Here is a 16,365-nt window from a genome sequence, read left to right as displayed (position 1 = left end):
CCGGCGGGGCCCGCCGCCCGCGCACCGCTACCGAAGCCTCACCGGCGAGGGGAGAGCCTGACCGTGCCGTCGATCCGTGATGTGGTGGTGGTCGGAGCCGGACCGAACGGGCTGACCGCCGCGGTGGAACTGGCCCGGCGCGGCTTCTCGGTGGAGGTGTTCGAGGCCCGGGAGACGGTGGGCGGCGGCGCCCGCACCGAGGAGCTGACGCTGCCCGGGTTCCGCCATGACCCCTGCTCGGCCGCGCATCCGATGGGCATCGGCTCGCCCGCCTTCGCGGCCATGCCGCTGCGGGCCCACGGCCTGGAGTGGGTGCACCCGGAGATCCCGATGGCGCAGCCGATGGCGGACGGCGGCCCGCCGGTGGTGCTGTCCCGGTCGGTCGGGGTGACCGCGGCCTCGCTGGGGGCCCGGGACGCCGGCGCCTACCGGCGGCTGATGGAGCCGTTCACCGGCCGGTGGGACACCCTGGCGGCGGATTTCCTCTCGGTGCCCTGGCGGAGCCTGCCGCCGCGCGGCCCGGTGACGCTGGCCCGGTTCGGGCTGGCGGGAGTGCAGCCGGTCTCCTGGCTGATCCGCCGCTTCCGCGACACCCGGGCCCGGGCCCTGCTGGCCGGGCTGGCCGCGCATGTGATGGCCCCGCTGTCCACCCCGGCGAGCAGCGGTATCGCGCTGACCTTCGCGCTGGCCGCGCACGACAAGGGCTGGCCCGTCGCACGCGGCGGCTCGCAGGCCGTCTCGGACGCGCTGGCCGGACTGCTGGCGGAGTGCGGCGGCACGGTGCACACCGGTTTCGAGGTGAAGCGGCTGGACGATCTGCCGCCGGCCCGCGCCTATGTCTTCGACACCTCGCCCACCGCGCTGGCCCGGATCGCCGGGCTGGGCCGGGCCTTCCGCAACTTCCGCTACGGCGCCGCCTCGTTCAAGATCGACTATGCGCTGAGCGGACCGGTGCCGTGGCGGGACCCCGATCTGCGGCGGGCCGGCACGGTGCATGTGGGGGCCTCCGCGGAGGAGATCGGGACGGCGCTGCACGACGCCTCGATCGCGGGCCGGGCCCCGGACCGGCCCTTTCTGATCACCTGTCAGCCGACGGTGTTCGATCCCGGCCGGGCTCCCGAGGGCAAGCATGTGTTCTGGGCCTACGGGCATGTGCCCAACGGCTGGGACGGCGATCTGACCGGGGCCATCGAGCGGCAGATCGAACGCTTCGCGCCCGGCTTCCGGGATCTGGTGCTGGCCCGCGCGGTGGCCGGCCCGGCCGAGCTGGCCCGGCGGAACGCCAACTATGTGGGCGGGGACATCGCCTGCGGGGCGTACCGGGGGCTGCAGACCCTGTTCCGGCCGCGTCCGGCCTGGAACCCCTACGCCACCGGGCATCCGGCGGTGTTCCTGTGCTCCTCGGCCACCTGGCCGGGCCCGGGGGTGCACGGGATGTCCGGGCACAACGCGGCCCGCGCCGTCTGGCAGCGGCTGCGCGGCCCGCTCGGCGCCGGCTAGGCCGGGACTCAGGCCGGACCGGGGCCGTCGCCGCCCGCGCCCCGCTCACCGCGGCCGGCTCCCTTGCGGACGGCCTCGGCCGCACGGCGCAGCCGGGGATGCTGGTGCCGGGGGCGCTGCTCGGCCACGGCCTCGCCGATCATGGCCCGCATGGCGTCGCGCACCCCGTGCAGCGGATGATGGCGGGGCGGTCCGGCGCCGGGGTCGGTGCGCAGTTCCCGCACCAGGGCCAGGCACATGCCCAGCATCACCACCACGAACGGCAGCGCCACCAGGATGGTCGCGGTCTTCAGCGCGTCCAGCCCGCCGGCCACCAGCAGCACCGCCGCCACCGACGCCATCAGCACGCCCCAGAGCACCACCAGCCAGCGCGGCGGATGCAGCGAGCCGCCGGTGGTGAGCGAACCCATCACCAGGGAGGCGGAGTCGGCGCTGGTCACGAAGTAGGTCATGACCAGGATCATGGCCACGAAGGAGGTGAGGGTGCCCAGCGGCAGCGCGTCCAGCAGCCCGAACATGGCCGCCTCCACACCGTTCTCGGTGACCTCGCCGGTCAGGTCGGCCTCGCCGGCGGCGTCGATGCGCAGCGCGCTGCCGCCCATGGTGGAGAACCACACCACCGAGGCGCCGCTGGGCACCAGCAGCACCCCGATCAGGAACTCCCGTACCGTGCGGCCGTGCGAGATGCGGGCGATGAAGGTGCCGACGAAGGGCGCCCAGGAGATCCACCAGGCCCAGTAGAAGATGGTCCAGTCGCCCATCCAGGCCTCGTCGCCGAACACCCCGGTGCGGGTGGAGAGCACCAGCAGGTCCTGGAGGTAGACGCCGATGCCGGAGGGGATGGCGTCCAGGATCCACACGGTCGGTCCGAGCAGGAACACAAAGGTCATCAGCCCGGCCGCGAGCACCACGTTCATGCTGCTCAGCCATTTGATGCCCTTGTGCAGGCCGGAGAAGGCGGAGACCACGAAGGCGCTGCCCAGCGCGGCGATGATGATCAGTTCCAGGGTGCGGCTGTCCTGGAGCGGGGTGGTCAGCTCCAGCCCGATGGACACCTGGAGGGCGCCCAGGCCCAGTGAGGTGGCGGTGCCGAAGACGGTGGCGAAGACGGCCAGCAGGTTGACCAGGCGGCCGGGCCAGCCCGCCGCCCGTGCCGAGCCGAGAAGCGGCACGAACACCGAGCTGATCTGGTTGCCCCGGCCCTTGCGGAAGGTGGCGTAGGCCAGGCCGAGTCCGGTGACGGCGTAGATGGCCCAGGGATGCAGCGTCCAGTGGAAGAAGGAGAACTCCAGCGCGACGCGGGCGGCGCTGTCGCTCTGGGGCGCCGCGCCGGTGAACGGCGGCGGGGAGGCGTAGTGCAACAGGGGTTCGCCGACCCCGAAGAACATCAGCCCGATGCCCATGCCGGCGCTGAACATCATGGCGATCCAGGCCAGATTGGTGAACTCGGGTTCGTCGGTGTCCCGGCCGAGCCGGATCCGGCCGAAGCGGCTGAACGCCACCACCACGGCCAGCACCAGGAACACGTCCGCGGCCACCACGAACAGCCAGGCGAAGTTGCGCAGCACCCGGTCCAGGGCCGCGTCGGCGGCGTCGGCGAAGCCGTCGGTGCCGATGGCGGCCCAGGCCACCACGGCCAGCACCACGGCCACCCCGATGGCGATCACCCGCGGGTCCGGCGGCTGCCGGTGCTCCGCGGGAACTCCGTCGCCGGTGTCGGCGCCGGCTTCCGCTCCGGCTTCGGTGCTCATACCGCCACTGTGGACGCCGGGTGCCGGGTCCGCCCGCCGGGTGCGCCGGGCGCGTGACGGCCGGGCACCCGGCGGAGTGACACACCCTCCGGACCCTGTCCGCGGCGGGGTACCGGTCCGGGATAGGGTGCCGGTCGGCGGCGCGGGTACCCGGCAGGGCACCGGACGGGAACTGTTCACCGACACCACGGGAATGGCACATGGGCAATACGGGGCGCGTGCTGATCGCCGCCGACAAGTTCAAGGGTTCGCTGACGGCCGCTCAGGTCGCCGAGGAGGTCGCCGCCGGCATCCGGGAGGTCCGGCCGGAGACCGGGATCACCGCGCTGCCGGTGGCGGACGGCGGGGACGGCACGGTGGCCGCCGCGGTGGCGGGCGGATTCACCCCGCACCGGGTGGAGGTCACCGGTCCGCTGGGCTCCCCGGTCACCGCCCGCTATGCGCTGCGCGGCGACACCGCCGTCGTCGAAATGGCCCAGTCCTCCGGCCTGATGCAGTTGCCGCCGGACACCTTCGCCCCGCTCACCGCCACCACCTACGGCACCGGGGAGCTGATCCTGGCCGCGCTGGACGCCGGTGCGCGGACGGTGGTGCTGGGCGTCGGCGGCTCGGCCACCACGGACGGCGGGGCGGGCATGCTGGCCGCCCTGGGCGCCCGGCTGCTGGGCACCGACGGGCGGCCGGTGCCGCTGGGCGGCGGCCCGCTGGCCACCCTGGCCACCGCGGATCTGTCCGGCCTGGACGGCCGGCTGGCCGAGACCCGGGTGGTGCTGGCGGGCGATGTGGACAATCCGCTCACCGGGCCCAAGGGCGCGGCTCCGGTCTACGCCCCGCAGAAGGGCGCCACCGCGGACGACGTGCAGATGCTGGACGCGGCGCTCGGGCACTATGTCACCGTGCTGGCGCGGGCGCTGGGGCCGCGCGCCCGCGAACTGTCGCACGCCCCCGGGGCGGGTGCGGCGGGCGGGGTCGGCTATGCCGCGCTGCTCGCTCTGCACGCCGTCTTCCGCCCGGGCATCGAGGTCTTCCTCGACCTGCTCGGTTTCCCGGCCGCGCTGGCCGGGGCCGATCTGGTGGTCACCGGCGAGGGTTCGCTGGACGAGCAGACCCTGCACGGCAAGGCCCCGGCCGGGGTGGCCGGCGCGGCCCGCGCCGCGGGCAAGCCGGTGGTCGCGGTCTGCGGGCGGCTCGCGCTGTCCGCGGAAAGCCTCCGGGCGGCCGGCATCCAGCGCGCCTATCCGCTCACCGATCTGGAGCCGGACCCGGCCGTCTGCATCGCGCACGCCGCCCCGCTGCTCCGCCGTGCCGCCCGCCAGTTGGCCGAGAACCACCTCTGAGGCACCCGGACGCGGCGCGGGTCGCCCCGCCGCGTCCGGCCGCCCTCCCCTTAAATCCGGTCAGAAGGGATTTAACGCCCGGATGGGCGCTTACCGCAGTGAAGGGCGGGAAGCCGACCCATAAGCGTGGCGTTCAGTGCCCAACAGTGACGTGACAAGTGACGTGACAGGGGAGATGGCATGGCTGTCGCAGTTCCGCAGGCCGACGGACAGGAGGAACAGCGCGAGGGACGGGAGGGACAGGCGGGGCGGACGGCGCGCTCCTACCGGCTGACGGCCCCGAACGCCGCCGACACCGCCAAGGTGGCGCGGGACCATGTGGCCGGTCTGCTCAGCCATGCCGGCCGCCCCGGACCGGCCGCCGAGGTGGCGCGGCTGCTGGTGTCGGAGATCGTGACCAATGTGTACCGGCACACCGCCGTCCAACTGGTCACCGTCACCACGACCATACGCCCCGAGGCGGTGATGGTCGCGGTGCACGACACCTCACCGCGGGCCGTGCCGATGATGCGCCGGGTGCCGGCCGAGGAGGAGGGCGGGCGCGGCCTGCGGCTGGTCCAGGAACTCGCCTCGGCCTGGGGTTTCGCCCTGCACGGCGGCAGCGGCGGCGGCTCGGGGGCCACCGGCAAGAGCGTCTGGTTCGAGCTGCGGAGCCCTCAGGGCTCGGTGGTGGAGACCACGTAGACCCGCGGGCGTTCGGGCTTGGTGACGTCCACGGTGATCGCCACCACCGGCTCGGCCTCGGACTGCTGGACGGTGATGCCCGCGTAGGACCGCTCCGGATCGGCGAAGTCCCAGCCCACCGCGGCGGCCTGGTCCCGGGAGATGGTGACGGTGCGTTCGCTGAGCTGCGGACGCTGCGCCCCGAGCTCCTCCAGAAAGGCGCTCAGCCCCTGCGGTGAGGTGCGGAACTGCACGAACAGGGTGCTGCGCTCCCAGGCGTTGGTCTCGTAGTGCCCCACATAGGTGGAGCCCTTGGGGACGGGAACGTCGTAGATCCGGCGCTGCACCTTGCTGGGCCACTCGTAGACCAGGGTGCGCGGCGCCGCGGCGTACGCCTTGTCCTCGCCGCTGCTGCGGCTCTGCCAGCCGGAGAGCACGACATAGCCGCTGGGCACCGCGATCAGCAGAAAGATCACCACGGCGACCGGCCACCGCCGGCGCGGGACGCGCGGCGGGTGCGGGGGGATGTAGGGGCGGTAGCGGCCGAGCCGGCGCAGCGCCCGGACGGCGCGCGGCAGCAGGCCGGGCCGCCGCCCGGCCGTCCCGGCCGGCGTCGCCGTGGCCGGCGCGGTCGCCGTGGTCCTGGACTCGGGGGCCTGGGTCATCGGTCGGCCGCTCCTGCTCTCGGGGCCGGCCGTCCGGGCGGCGGAGCACCCGCTCCGCCCCGCAGGACGCGCTCGGCGCGACGCCGGTTGGCCCGCACGAACCGGCGGGCGACCAGGCGGGCCAGGTCGGCGGCGCCGACCATGCCGGCGTCCGCGCCGAGCCGCGCCCGTACGATCCGTGCCTCGGGACGGTAGCCGCGGCCGGTCAGCTGGCGGCGGAAGGCGTCCCGGGCGGGTGCGATGAGCAGATCGTCGGCGTCGGAGACCCCGCCGCCGATCACGAAGCAGGAGGGGTCCAGGGCGGCGGCCAGATTGGCCAGTCCGACGCCCAGCCAGCGGCCGATGTCCTCCAGCAGCTCCACGCACATCGGGTCGCCCTCCCGGGCGAGCCGGGTGACCAGCGGCCCGGTGATGTCACCGATCCGGCCGCCGACCCGGTCCAGCAGCCGGTGCGCGGTGGGCGAGTCGGCGGCGGCCAGCTCGCGCGCCTCGCGCACCAGGGCGTTGCCGGAGCTGTACTGCTCCCAGCAGCCGCGGTTCCCGCACGGGCAGCGGTGGCCGCCGGGCACCACCTGCATATGGCCGAATTCGCCCGACACCCCGTAGGCGCCGCGCTTGAGCCGGCCCTCCTCCAGGATGCCGCCACCGATTCCGGTGCCCAGGGTGATCATCACAAGATGATCGTCGGCCCGGCCGGCGCCGAACCGCCACTCCGCCCAGGCGGCGGCGTTGGCGTCGTTGTCCACCAGGATCGGGACGGCGAGCCGGGCCGCGAGCCGCTCCCGGAGCGGTTCGTTGCGCCAGGCCAGATGCGGGGCGAACAGGACGCGGGAGCGGTCCCGGTCCACCCAGCCGGCCGCGCCGATGCCCACCGCGTGCACATCGTGCCGGTCGGAGAGATCCAGCACCAGCTCGGTGATCACGTCCTCCACCACCTGCGGGCTCTTGGACCGGTCCGGCGTCTCGGCGCGGATGCGCTCCAGGATCAGGCCGTCCGCGTCCACCACCCCGGCCATCACCTTGGTGCCGCCGATGTCGATCCCGACGGTGGGGACCCTGGGCGCGGAGAGGTGTGAGCGCCGCTCGCGGGTGGCGATGGTGCGCAGCACGGCGGCCCGCGCGGTCGTCCGCCCCATGCGCTCACGATAGGTACTCATCGGCTCGATTGTGCCTCACTCCGCGGCACCGCTCCCGCCCCGCCCGGCCGGGCCGCCACCGGCCCGGCACCGGCCGGGCACCGGCCCGGCCCGGCGGCGGGGGCGCGCGGCGGGCCCGGCCCGGCGGGCGACGCGGCGGACCGGCCGCCGCCGCATTGCCTTTCCCCCGCCGTATCGCGCACGATGAGGCGTTCCCGGCCCATGAGGGCTTTACCGGTAAAGCGGATTCCCGGCCCGTGCGGTGCGCACGGCCGGCGGAAAAGGCGGCGGCGGCGCCGGCAGGAGTGCGAGGAGAGCCAGTGAAGCGCCCCACGATGCAGGACATCGCCCGGCGGGCGGGAGTGACCAAGGCCGCGGTGTCCTTCGCCCTGAACGGCCGCCCCGGCGTCTCGGAGCCGACCCGCCGCCGCATCCTGGAGATCGCCGAGGAACTGGGCTGGCAGCCCAGCAGCGCCGCCCGGGCCCTGTCGGACGGCAGGGCCGGGGCCTTCGGCCTGGTCATCGACCGTCCGGCGGCCACCCTGGGGCTGGAGCCGTTCTTCATGCAACTGCTCTCCGGCATCCAGGCCGAACTCACCCGCGACACCACACCGCTGCTGCTCACCATGGCCGAGGACCAGGCCGCGGAGATCGCCCTCTACCGCAGCTGGTGGGCGCGCCGCCAGGTGGACGGGGTCTTCCTGGTGGATCTCCAGGTGACGGACGCCCGGGTGCCGGTGCTGGAGGAGCTGGGCATGCCGGCGGTGGTGATCGGCCATCCGGTGGGCACCGGCGCGCTGCCCGCGGTGTGGAGCGACGACGCGGCGGCGGTGCGCACCGCCGTGTGCCATCTCGCCGGGCTGGGGCACCGGCGGCTGGCCCGGGTCTCCGGGCCGGCCCGGCTGCGCCACACCCGGATTCGGAGCGAGGCGTTCGAGCGGGTCGTCGCCGAGCTGGGGCTGCTGGGGCGGATCGTGGAGGCGGACTACAGCGGCGAGCGGGGAGCCGCCGCCACCCGGTCGCTGCTGGCCGCCGGTCCGGACTCGCGGCCGACCGCGATCCTCTACGACAACGATGTGATGGCGGTCTCCGGATGCACCGCCGCGCAGGGGATGGGGCTGGCGGTGCCGGCCGATCTGTCGGTGCTGGCCTGGGACGACTCGGCCCTGTGCGAGCTGGTGCATCCGCCGCTGACCGCGCTGAGCCGGGACATCCAGGCGTACGGCGGCCATGCGGCACGGCTGCTGCGGCAGGCGGCCGGCTCCGCCGCGCCGGACGATCTGGAGGACCGGGCGCCCGCGCTGACCCTGCGCGGCTCCACCGGCCCGGCGCCCGCCCCGGCCTGACCGGACGGCGCGGTGCCGCGCCGCGCCGTACCGCCTGCTGTGCTGTGCTCTGCTGTGCCGCGCTGGCTCCCGCCGCGTCGGTAAACCGGTTTATCCGGCCATCTTCCGCATGCCGTGGCGGCGGGCCCGCCCTCTTGACGCTGAACCGGTATAGCTGTTCACTTCTGGCTGCGCGGTCCATCCGTCCCCGCACAGCGGACCATGTGGTCCTCCTCCTGTTCACATGTCGCATTACCACCGGAGTACCGGCGGGTCCCGGCACCAATTCCCGGATTCCTGGCCGAATCCCGCCCGCCGGTGCTCCGTGCCCCTGCCCTTCTGGCTTTTCACGGGAGAGCCGAATGCAGCGCCCTTCTCCTCGCCTGGCCGCCGGCGGCCACCCCGTCACCTGGCTCGGCGTCAACTTCTGGTCCCGCTCCGGCGGTCCGCTGATGTGGCGGAACTACGACGGCGACCTGGTCACCGGCGAACTGCGCACCCTGCGCGACCACGGCCTGAACATGACCCGCTCGTTCTTCTACTGGCCGGACTTCCACCCAGAGCCGGACCGGATCGACGAGCAGATGTGCGCCCGTTACCGGGACTTTCTCGACCGCCACCGCGCACTGGGCATGACCACCGTGCCCACCTTCATCGTCGGACACATGTCCGGCGAGAACTGGGACCCGCCCTGGCGGCAGGGGCGTGATCTGTACACCGATGTCTGGATGGTGGCCCGGCAGGCCTGGTTCGCCCGGGAGATGGCGGGCCGGTTCGGCTCCCATCCGGCGGTGGCCGGCTGGCTGATCTCCAACGAGATGCCCATCTACGGCTCGCCGCCCGGCGAGCCGGAGGCCGGCCGGGAAGCGGTGGCCGCCTGGGCGCAGCTCCTCACCGACGCGGTACGGGCCGGCGGCGCGGCCCAGCCCGTCTCGCTGGGCGACGGCGCCTGGGGGCTGGAGAACACCGGCCACGACAACGGCTTCCGGCTGCGGGACGCGGCCGGGCTCTGCGACTTCCTCGGGCCGCATGTCTACCCCATGGGCGACGACCCGGTGCGCCAGCACTACGCCGCCGCCTGGCTGTGCGAGCTGACCGGCACCTTCGGCCGCCCGGTGATCCTGGAGGAGTTCGGCCTCAGCTCGGCCTTCGCCTCGGCCGGCTCCTCCGCCCGCTACTACCGCCAGGCCCTGCACAACTCGCTGCTGGCCGGCGCCACCGGCTGGGTGGCCTGGAACAACACCGACTACGAGCACCTGCGCGAGCAGCCGCCGTACTCGCACCACGCCTTCGAGATGTACTTCGGGGTCACCGACTCGGCCGGGCGGCCCAAGGCGCCGCTGAAGGAACTGGCGTCCTTCGGCGCGCTGCTGGAGCGGATCGGCTTCGGCGCGCTGCGCCGCGCGGACACCGACACCGCGCTGCTGGTCCCGTCCTATCTGGACACCGTCCATCCGTTCACCCGGCCCGAGGACCGGACGCAGGTGGCGCAGACCGGCCGGCAGGCCTGGATCGCCGCCCGGCTGGCCGACGCCCCGGCCGCGGTGCTGCGGGAGAGCGACGGCCTGGACGGCGCCGCCGGCGGGCGGGCCCGGCTGCTGCTGGTGCCCTCGGTGAAGCAGTTGCGCTCGGCGACCTGGTACCGGCTGGAGGAGCTGGCCCGGCTGGGCAGCACGGTCTATGTCTCCTACTGCCCCGGCTTCCACGACGAGCAGCGCGGCCCCTGGTACGCCCGGCTGGACGAGCTGTTCGGGGTGGCGCACGGCCTGGAGTACGGGCTGGTGGACCGGATCGAGGACGACGAGGTGGTGTTCACCCTGCGCGCCCCGCTGGGCGACCTGGCCGAGGGCGGCCGGCTGCGCTTCCCGGCCCGCCACGGCACGGCGAGCGGGCGCGCCTTCCTGCCGGTGGAACCGGCCGGGCCCGACCCCGCCGAGGTACTGGCGGTGGACGCGCACGGCCGCCCGGCGCTGCTGCGCCGCGCCGTGGGCGCCGGGGCGCTGGTGCTGTGCACCTACCCGCTGGAGTATCTGGCGGCCCTCACCCCGCGGATCAATCCGGAGGACACCGCGGTGCTCTACGGGGCGCTGGCGGAAGCGGCCGGGGTACGGCGGCCGGTCCTGGTGCCGGACACCCGGGTGGCGGTGGACCGGCTGGAACACCCGGACGGCCGGGTGTTCGTCTGGCTGGTCGGCCAGAGCCGGGAGGAGATCACCGTGGAGCCGGTGGTGCGGGACGGCCGCACGCTGCTCACCCTGGACGGCGCCCCGGCCGGGAAGGTGACCCTGGAGCCGCACGGCGTGGCCGTGCTGCGGCTCGACGGCCCGGGCTGAGCCCGCCGGGCGCCCGCCCGGGCCGGGGCCCGGGCCCGGCCGGTGGTTTGAAGCGTCGCCGGTGAGGGATCCGTAACGTCCCGGCACCCCGCCGCCCGGCGGAGCGGCGGCCGTGGTGCGAAGCGACCGACGCGACCGAGGCGACCGGCATGCGCGGACCGACGGGACCCTCCCGGCCCGGCCGGCCGGGCGGCGGCAGCGCCCCGCTGCCGCCGCCCGGCGGCAGCCGCCCGCCCGCGGCCCGGGCCGCGGCCCGGCTGACCGCCCTGGCGGCCCTGGCCGCCGCTGCCGCCGTCGCCCTCGCCGCGGTGCTGCTGCCCGCCCTGTCCGGCGGCGGAACCGCCCGCGCCCAGCAGCAGCAGGAGGAGGAGCCCGCCGCGGTGCTGCTGGCCGAGGTGGACGGCACCATCACCCCGGTCATCGCGGACTATCTGGACTCCGCCGTGCAGGCCGCCGAGGAGGGCGGCCACCAGGCACTGCTGGTGGAGCTGGACACCCCGGGCGGGCTGGACGCCTCGATGCGGGAGATCATCCAGGACTTTCTGGACGCCCGGGTGCCGGTGATCGTCCATGTCACTCCCTCCGGGGCGCGCGCCGCCTCCGCCGGGGCGCTGATCACCTTCTCCGCCCATGTGGCCGCCATGGCCCCCGGCACCACCATCGGCGCGGCCACCCCGGTGGACCTCCAGGGCGGCGAGATCTCGGACAAGGTGCTCAACGACGCCGCCGCCTATGCCGAGGCGATCGCCGGGGAACGCGGGCGCAACGCCGAGTTCGCCGCCCAGACCGTCCGGGACGGCCGGTCGGTCACCGCCGCCACCGCCCTGGAGCTGAACGCGGTCGATCTGGTGGCCGGTGACCGGGCCGGCCTGCTGGACGAGCTGGACGGCCGGGAGATCCCGGTGGCCGGCGGCGGCCCGCCGGCCGTCCTGCACACCGCGGACGCACCCGTCACCGAGCACCCCATGGGTTTCTTCAGCGCCCTGCTGCAGAGCCTGGCCGACCCCAACCTGGCCTTTCTCTTCCTCTCCGTCGGCGCGCTGGCGCTGCTGTACGAGCTGGCCGTGCCGGGCATCGGACTGGGCGGGGTGATCGGGGTGATCCTGCTGGTCACCGGCTTCTTCGCGCTCTCCGTGCTGCCGGTGCACATTGCCGGGCTGGCGCTGCTGGTGCTGGCCGCCGCGCTGCTGGCGGCCGAGCTGTTCACCCCGGGCATCGGGATTTTCGCGGCCGGCGGGGCCATCGCCCTGCTGTTCGGCGGGCTGTTCCTGTTCGAGGGGTCGATGCGGGTCAGCCCCTGGGTGCTGGTGCCGGCCTCGGTCCTGCTCGGCGCGGGGGCCGCGGTGGCCGGGCGGCTCGCCTGGCGGGCCCGCCGCCGGAGACCGGCCAGCGGCGCCGAGGCGTATACCGGCCGGGAGCTGACCGTCGAGTCCGTGACCGCCCCGGAGGCCGGGCCGGAGGGGCGGGCCCTGCTGGACGGCGCCTGGTGGCGGGTGCGCCACCGGGACGGCGCGCCGATGCGGCCCGGGCAGCCCGCCCGGGTGGTCGGCCTGGACGGCCTGACCCTGCTCGTCGAAACCCTGCCGGACTCCCCCGGCTCCGGCGGGCCCACCGATCCTTCAGCAAAGGACTGATCCCCATGTCCACTGCCGTGCTGGCCCTGGTGCTGGCCGCCCTGGTGCTGCTGATCCTGCTCGCCGCCTCGCTGCGGATCGCCAAGGAGTACGAACGCGGGGTGATCTTCCGGCTGGGCCGGGTGATCGGGGCCAAGGGGCCCGGCCTGTTCTTCCTGATCCCGGTGGTGGACCGCATGGTCCGGGTATCGCTGCGCACCGTCACCATGGACATCCCCGCGCAGGATGTGATCACCCGGGACAATGTCACGGTCCGGGTGAACGCGGTGACCTACTTCCACATCACCGATCCGGTGCGGTCGGTGATCGCCGTCGAGAACCATTACGCGGCCACCTCCCAGATCGCCCAGACCACGCTGCGCAGCGTGCTCGGCCAGACCGACCTGGACGATCTGCTGGGCAAGCGGGACGAGATCAACCAGCACCTCCAGGAGATCATCGACAAGGTCACCGACCCGTGGGGCGTCAAGGTGAGCCTGGTGGAGGTCAAGGACGTGGAGCTGCCCCAGGCCATGCGGAGGGCCATGGCCCGGCAGGCGGAGTCGGAGCGCGACCGGCGGGCCAAGGTGATCCACGCGCACGGCGAGCTGGAGGCCGCGGAGACGCTGGGGCAGGCCGCCGGGACCCTGGAGGCGCACCCCGCGGCCATGCAGCTCCGGCTGCTCTCCACGCTCACCGAGGTCGCCAGTGAACGGAACTCCACGCTGATCTTCCCCGTCCCCATCGAGCTGCTGCGCCTGATCGAGCGTTCCGCCCCGCCCGCCGGGCCGTGAGCCCCGCCGCTATCGTCGTGCCGGGACGGCGCGGCGGCGCGGCGGCGAGGCGGCGAGGCGGCAGGGGGAGACGGGCAGGTGCTGGGCGAGGCGGAGTACCGGGCGCTGAGCGCCGCCGGGATCGCCGCGGCGGTGCGGGGCGGCACTCTCTCGGCCGCCGAGGTGACCGCCGCCGCGCTGCGGCGGATCGAGGCGGCGGACGGGGCGGTGCGGGCGTTCACCGAGGTCTGGCCGGAGTGGGCGGCGGCCCGCGCCCGGGCCGTCGACGCGGCCGTCCGGGCCGGCCGGGGCGGTGGCGGCGACCGTCCGCTGCCGCTGGCCGGGGTCCCGGTCGCCGTGAAGGCCACCGAGGGCCGCACCTCCGTACAGTCCGCGCGGCTGCTGGCGGCCGGCTGCGTCCCGGTGGGCGCGGGCTCCGTGCCCGGGCCCGGTACGGTCTGGCGGACCTGGGGCAGCACACCGCGCGGCCCCACCCGCAATCCCCTGCTGCCGGACCGCTCCCCCGGCGGCTCCTCGGCCGGTTCGGCGGTCGCCGTGGCGACCGGCATGGTGCCGCTGGCCTCCGGCAGCGACGGCGCGGGCTCACTGCGCATCCCGGCCGCCTGGTGCGGGGTCATCGGCCTGAAGCCCACCACCGGCCTGCTGCCGGCCCGGGACCGGGCGGGCCTGACCACCGGCGGCCCGCTGGTCCGCCACCCCGGGGACGCCGCCGCCTACCTGGCGGCCGTCGCTCCGGACCGCCCGCTCCGGGCCGCCGCTGCCGGCCGTCCGGCACGCGCGGTCTGGTCCCCCGATCTCGGCTTCGCCGACACCGACCCGGAGATCGCCGCCGTCGCCGGACAGGCCCTGGCCCGCCTCCCCGTCGTCCGGGCCGACGCCGGCTCCCCCGTCCGGCTGCTCGACCCGGCCCCCGCCTGGGCCGCGCTGCGCTCCGGCGGCGGCCGGGCGGCACGCGCCCTCAACGACTCCCGCCTGGCCCGCCTCTTCGCCGCCGCCGACCTGCTCGCCACCCCCACCACCCCCAACCCGCCGCATGGCCACGACGGCCCGGGAAAGCGCTACAGCACGGCACTGACCTGGGCCTTCAACCTCAGCGGCCATCCCGCGATCAGCATCCCCGCCGGTTTCACCCCGGCCGGGGAGCCGGTCGGCCTGCAACTCGTCGCCGCGCACGGCGCCGAGGCCCTGCTGCTCGCCCTGGCCGCGGAGGCGGCGTAACGGGCCGCCCGGGGCCGGGGCCGGGAACGCACGGTTTCCGGCGTCAGCCGGCCGGTGGCGGCAGCGGGAACCCGGCACGCACCCGGGCCGCCGGCGCGGGCCGTTCGGCACCGTGGGCAACGGCGGCGGCGTGCAGCGCGTCCAGCGCGGCTTGCAGATGCCCGCCGGTCTCGCCGCCGCCACTGACAACCGGGCGGATTCGAGCGGGGCTTGAGGCGGGGTTGCTGTTCTGGCGGGGCAGCGACAGGATCGGGGGCTGTCAACGGGGCGGGCACCGGCCCTCCCCGGGCCCGGACCGGGCAGGCGCCCCACCCGCCGATCACCGCGAGGTTGCCGATGAACGACAGGACCGACCCGATGGCCCGGCTCTCCGGGAACCCGCTGATCGCCGCCAACGAACTGCTGGCCTTCGTGGTCGAGATGATGGCCTTCGGCATCCTGGCCTGGGCGGGCTGGGCATGGGCGGACGGGGGTTTTCCCGGCGCCGTGCTGGGAGCGGTGCTGCTGGGCGCCGCGATCACGCTCTGGGGGCTGTTCGCCGCTCCCCGGGCCCGGTTCCAGGTCGGCGCGGCCGGTGTGCTGGCCGTCAAGGCCCTGGTGCTGCTGGGCAGCGCCGCCGCTCTGTTCTCCGTGGGCAGCACGGCCTTCGCGGTGGTATTCACCGTTGTGGTGGTCCTCAATACCGCGGTCCTGGAGTTCCACCGCCGTCGCTGAGCGCGCGAGTCCCGGCGGCGGTGTCCCGGCAGGGACACCGCCCCGGCCGGTCGCCGGGTACTCGCCGGGGGTCAGAGCCGCCAGGCGGTGCGCAGCTCGCGGAAGACCTGGTGGAACTGCGGGAAGGTCTTCTTCACACACCCCGGGTCGTCCAGGGTGATGCCGGGGGTGCGCAGCCCGGTGACGGAGAAGGACATCGCCATCCGGTGGTCGCGGTGGCAGGCGATCTCGGCGGCCACCGGCGCGGCGCCGGGCCGGATCTCGATCCAGTCGCGGCCGGTGGCGACCTCCACACCGAGGCGCCGCAGATTCCCGGCGGCGGCCTCCAGCCGGTCGCACTCCTTGATCCGGGTGTTGTAGACGTCCTCGATCCGCACCGGGCCGCTCGCGAAGGGCGCGATGGCGGCCAGGGTGGGCATGGTGTCGGAGATGTCGCGCATGTTGACGGTGATGCCGCGCAGCACGCCCGTGCCGGTGACGGTGGTGTCGTCGTCCGTCATCCGTATCCGGGCGCCCATCTCGCCGAGCACCTCGGCGAACCGCAGATCGCCCTGGAGCGCGCCGCGCCCCAGCCCGGGGACGGTGATCTCCCGGCCGGTGAGGGCGGCGGCGGCGAAGAAGTAGGAAGCGGTGGAGGCGTCCGGCTCGATGGCGTACTCGGTGGCCCGGTAGCCGCCGGGGGCGACGGTGAAGACATCGCCGTCCCGGGTCACCTCCGCGCCGAAGGACCGCATCATGGCCATGGTGATCTCGACATACGGCACCGAGACCAGGCCGGTGACGGTGATCCGCAGCCCTTCGGCGGTGAGCGGGCCGAGCAGCAGCAGGGCGGTCAGATACTGCGAGGACAGCCCGGCGTCCAGCACGATCTCCCCGCCCTTGACCCCGTCGGCCACGAGTTCCATCGGCAGATGGCCCTCGGCACCCTGGTGCCGTACGGAGACGCCGAGCTGCCGCAGCGCCTCGGTGAGCGGGCCGAGCGGGCGCCGGCGCAACTGCTCGGAGGCGTCGAAGCGGTAGGTGCCGCGGCCGGTGGCGGCCAGGCCGGGCAGGAAGCGGGCCACGGTGGCGCCGTCCCGGCAGTAGATGTCGGCCGAGCCGGCGGCCGGGCCGCCGCGGCGTCCGGTGATGCGCCAGTGCTCCGGCCCGCGCTCCACGGGGTAGCCGAGCCGCTCCAGTCCTTCGGCGAACGCCTCGGTGTCGTCGGCGAGCAGGGGCCGCCGCAGAATGGTGGTTCCCTCGGCCGCCGCGGCCAGGAACAGGGCGCGGGCGGTCAGTGACTTCGATCCGGGGATCGGCACGCTGGTCATGAGGGG

At 74.9% G+C, this 16,365-nt stretch carries 13 protein-coding genes; 9 read left to right on the top strand and 4 right to left on the bottom strand.

What is annotated here, in order from left to right; translation table 11 throughout:
* Window positions 1-63 precede the first annotated feature (63 nt).
* On the top strand, window positions 64-1,500 hold the full coding sequence (locus BM242_RS08230; RefSeq protein ID WP_175541312.1) for a phytoene desaturase family protein: 1,437 nt from the start codon (window positions 64-66) through the stop codon (window positions 1,498-1,500).
* 8 nt (window positions 1,501-1,508) lie between these two features.
* On the opposite strand, the gene BM242_RS08225 is transcribed toward BM242_RS08230, so the two are convergent.
* A complete protein-coding gene (locus BM242_RS08225; protein ID WP_093838033.1) occupies window positions 1,509-3,251 on the bottom strand; it encodes a BCCT family transporter in 1,743 nt (580 codons plus the stop codon).
* Between the two features lie 200 nt (window positions 3,252-3,451).
* Here BM242_RS08225 and BM242_RS08220 point away from each other — a divergent pair, with 200 nt between their 5' ends.
* The gene (locus BM242_RS08220) at window positions 3,452-4,588 is read left to right on the top strand and encodes a glycerate kinase (protein WP_093838032.1); all 1,137 of its coding nucleotides are present in this window, start codon (window positions 3,452-3,454) and stop codon (window positions 4,586-4,588) included.
* Window positions 4,589-4,768: 180 nt separating this feature from the next.
* Window positions 4,769-5,272 (top strand): ATP-binding protein, encoded by a 504-nt coding sequence (locus BM242_RS08215; protein ID WP_093838031.1) that lies wholly within the window; start codon window positions 4,769-4,771, stop codon window positions 5,270-5,272.
* Here the strand turns inward: BM242_RS08215 and BM242_RS08210 are convergent.
* Window positions 5,245-5,916, bottom strand: coding sequence for a hypothetical protein (locus tag BM242_RS08210; protein WP_245833911.1), 672 nt, complete (start codon window positions 5,914-5,916; stop codon window positions 5,245-5,247). The two genes, BM242_RS08215 and BM242_RS08210, sit on opposite strands and share 28 nt — an antisense overlap.
* Window positions 5,913-7,073 carry an ROK family glucokinase gene (locus BM242_RS08205; RefSeq protein ID WP_093838030.1) on the bottom strand — a complete coding sequence of 387 codons (1,161 nt, stop codon included), beginning with the start codon at window positions 7,071-7,073 and terminating at the stop codon, window positions 5,913-5,915. The genes BM242_RS08210 and BM242_RS08205 overlap by 4 nt, the downstream gene beginning before the upstream one ends.
* A gap of 299 nt (window positions 7,074-7,372) precedes the next feature.
* On the opposite strand from BM242_RS08205, the gene BM242_RS08200 reads away from it, so the two are divergent.
* The 6 genes from BM242_RS08200 (at window position 7,373) to BM242_RS08175 (ending at window position 15,049) form a co-directional block, all read left to right on the top strand.
* Entirely contained in the window at window positions 7,373-8,398 is a 1,026-nt protein-coding gene (locus BM242_RS08200) for a LacI family DNA-binding transcriptional regulator (RefSeq protein ID WP_093838029.1), read from the top strand.
* Window positions 8,399-8,739: 341 nt separating this feature from the next.
* On the top strand, window positions 8,740-10,710 hold the full coding sequence (locus tag BM242_RS08195) for a cellulase family glycosylhydrolase (protein ID WP_093838028.1): 1,971 nt from the start codon (window positions 8,740-8,742) through the stop codon (window positions 10,708-10,710).
* A 149-nt stretch (window positions 10,711-10,859) separates the two neighbouring features.
* Entirely contained in the window at window positions 10,860-12,344 is a 1,485-nt protein-coding gene (locus tag BM242_RS08190; protein ID WP_175541311.1) for an NfeD family protein, read from the top strand.
* A 5-nt stretch (window positions 12,345-12,349) separates the two neighbouring features.
* Window positions 12,350-13,117 (top strand): slipin family protein, encoded by a 768-nt coding sequence (locus BM242_RS08185; RefSeq protein ID WP_093838027.1) that lies wholly within the window; start codon window positions 12,350-12,352, stop codon window positions 13,115-13,117.
* A 78-nt stretch (window positions 13,118-13,195) separates the two neighbouring features.
* A complete protein-coding gene (locus BM242_RS08180) occupies window positions 13,196-14,335 on the top strand; it encodes an amidase (protein WP_093838026.1) in 1,140 nt (379 codons plus the stop codon).
* Between the two features lie 336 nt (window positions 14,336-14,671).
* Entirely contained in the window at window positions 14,672-15,049 is a 378-nt protein-coding gene (locus tag BM242_RS08175) for a YrdB family protein (RefSeq protein WP_093838025.1), read from the top strand.
* A 71-nt stretch (window positions 15,050-15,120) separates the two neighbouring features.
* Here the strand turns inward: BM242_RS08175 and aroA are convergent, their stop codons facing one another.
* Window positions 15,121-16,359 carry a 3-phosphoshikimate 1-carboxyvinyltransferase gene (aroA, locus tag BM242_RS08170; protein WP_093838024.1) on the bottom strand — a complete coding sequence of 413 codons (1,239 nt, stop codon included), beginning with the start codon at window positions 16,357-16,359 and terminating at the stop codon, window positions 15,121-15,123.
* Window positions 16,360-16,365: the final 6 nt, after the last annotated feature.

Origin of the sequence: Streptomyces aidingensis (assembly GCF_900112355.1) — a bacterium.
GTDB lineage: Bacteria > Actinomycetota > Actinomycetes > Streptomycetales > Streptomycetaceae > Streptomyces > Streptomyces aidingensis.
The sequence above is the reverse complement of the archived record's forward strand: the minus strand, read 5'-3'. Positions and strand labels throughout refer to the sequence as shown.

Coding starts and splice junctions, on each gene's coding strand:
- BM242_RS08185 (WP_093838027.1), top strand. CDS start 12,350: ATGTCCACTGCCGTGCTGGCCCTGGTGCTGGCCGCCCTGGTGCTGCTG.
- BM242_RS08205 (WP_093838030.1), bottom strand. CDS start 7,073: ATGAGTACCTATCGTGAGCGCATGGGGCGGACGACCGCGCGGGCCGCC.
- BM242_RS08195 (WP_093838028.1), top strand. CDS start 8,740: ATGCAGCGCCCTTCTCCTCGCCTGGCCGCCGGCGGCCACCCCGTCACC.
- aroA (WP_093838024.1), bottom strand. CDS start 16,359: ATGACCAGCGTGCCGATCCCCGGATCGAAGTCACTGACCGCCCGCGCC.
- BM242_RS08215 (WP_093838031.1), top strand. CDS start 4,769: ATGGCTGTCGCAGTTCCGCAGGCCGACGGACAGGAGGAACAGCGCGAG.
- BM242_RS08175 (WP_093838025.1), top strand. CDS start 14,672: ATGAACGACAGGACCGACCCGATGGCCCGGCTCTCCGGGAACCCGCTG.
- BM242_RS08225 (WP_093838033.1), bottom strand. CDS start 3,251: ATGAGCACCGAAGCCGGAGCGGAAGCCGGCGCCGACACCGGCGACGGA.
- BM242_RS08220 (WP_093838032.1), top strand. CDS start 3,452: ATGGGCAATACGGGGCGCGTGCTGATCGCCGCCGACAAGTTCAAGGGT.
- BM242_RS08190 (WP_175541311.1), top strand. CDS start 10,860: ATGCGCGGACCGACGGGACCCTCCCGGCCCGGCCGGCCGGGCGGCGGC.
- BM242_RS08210 (WP_245833911.1), bottom strand. CDS start 5,916: ATGACCCAGGCCCCCGAGTCCAGGACCACGGCGACCGCGCCGGCCACG.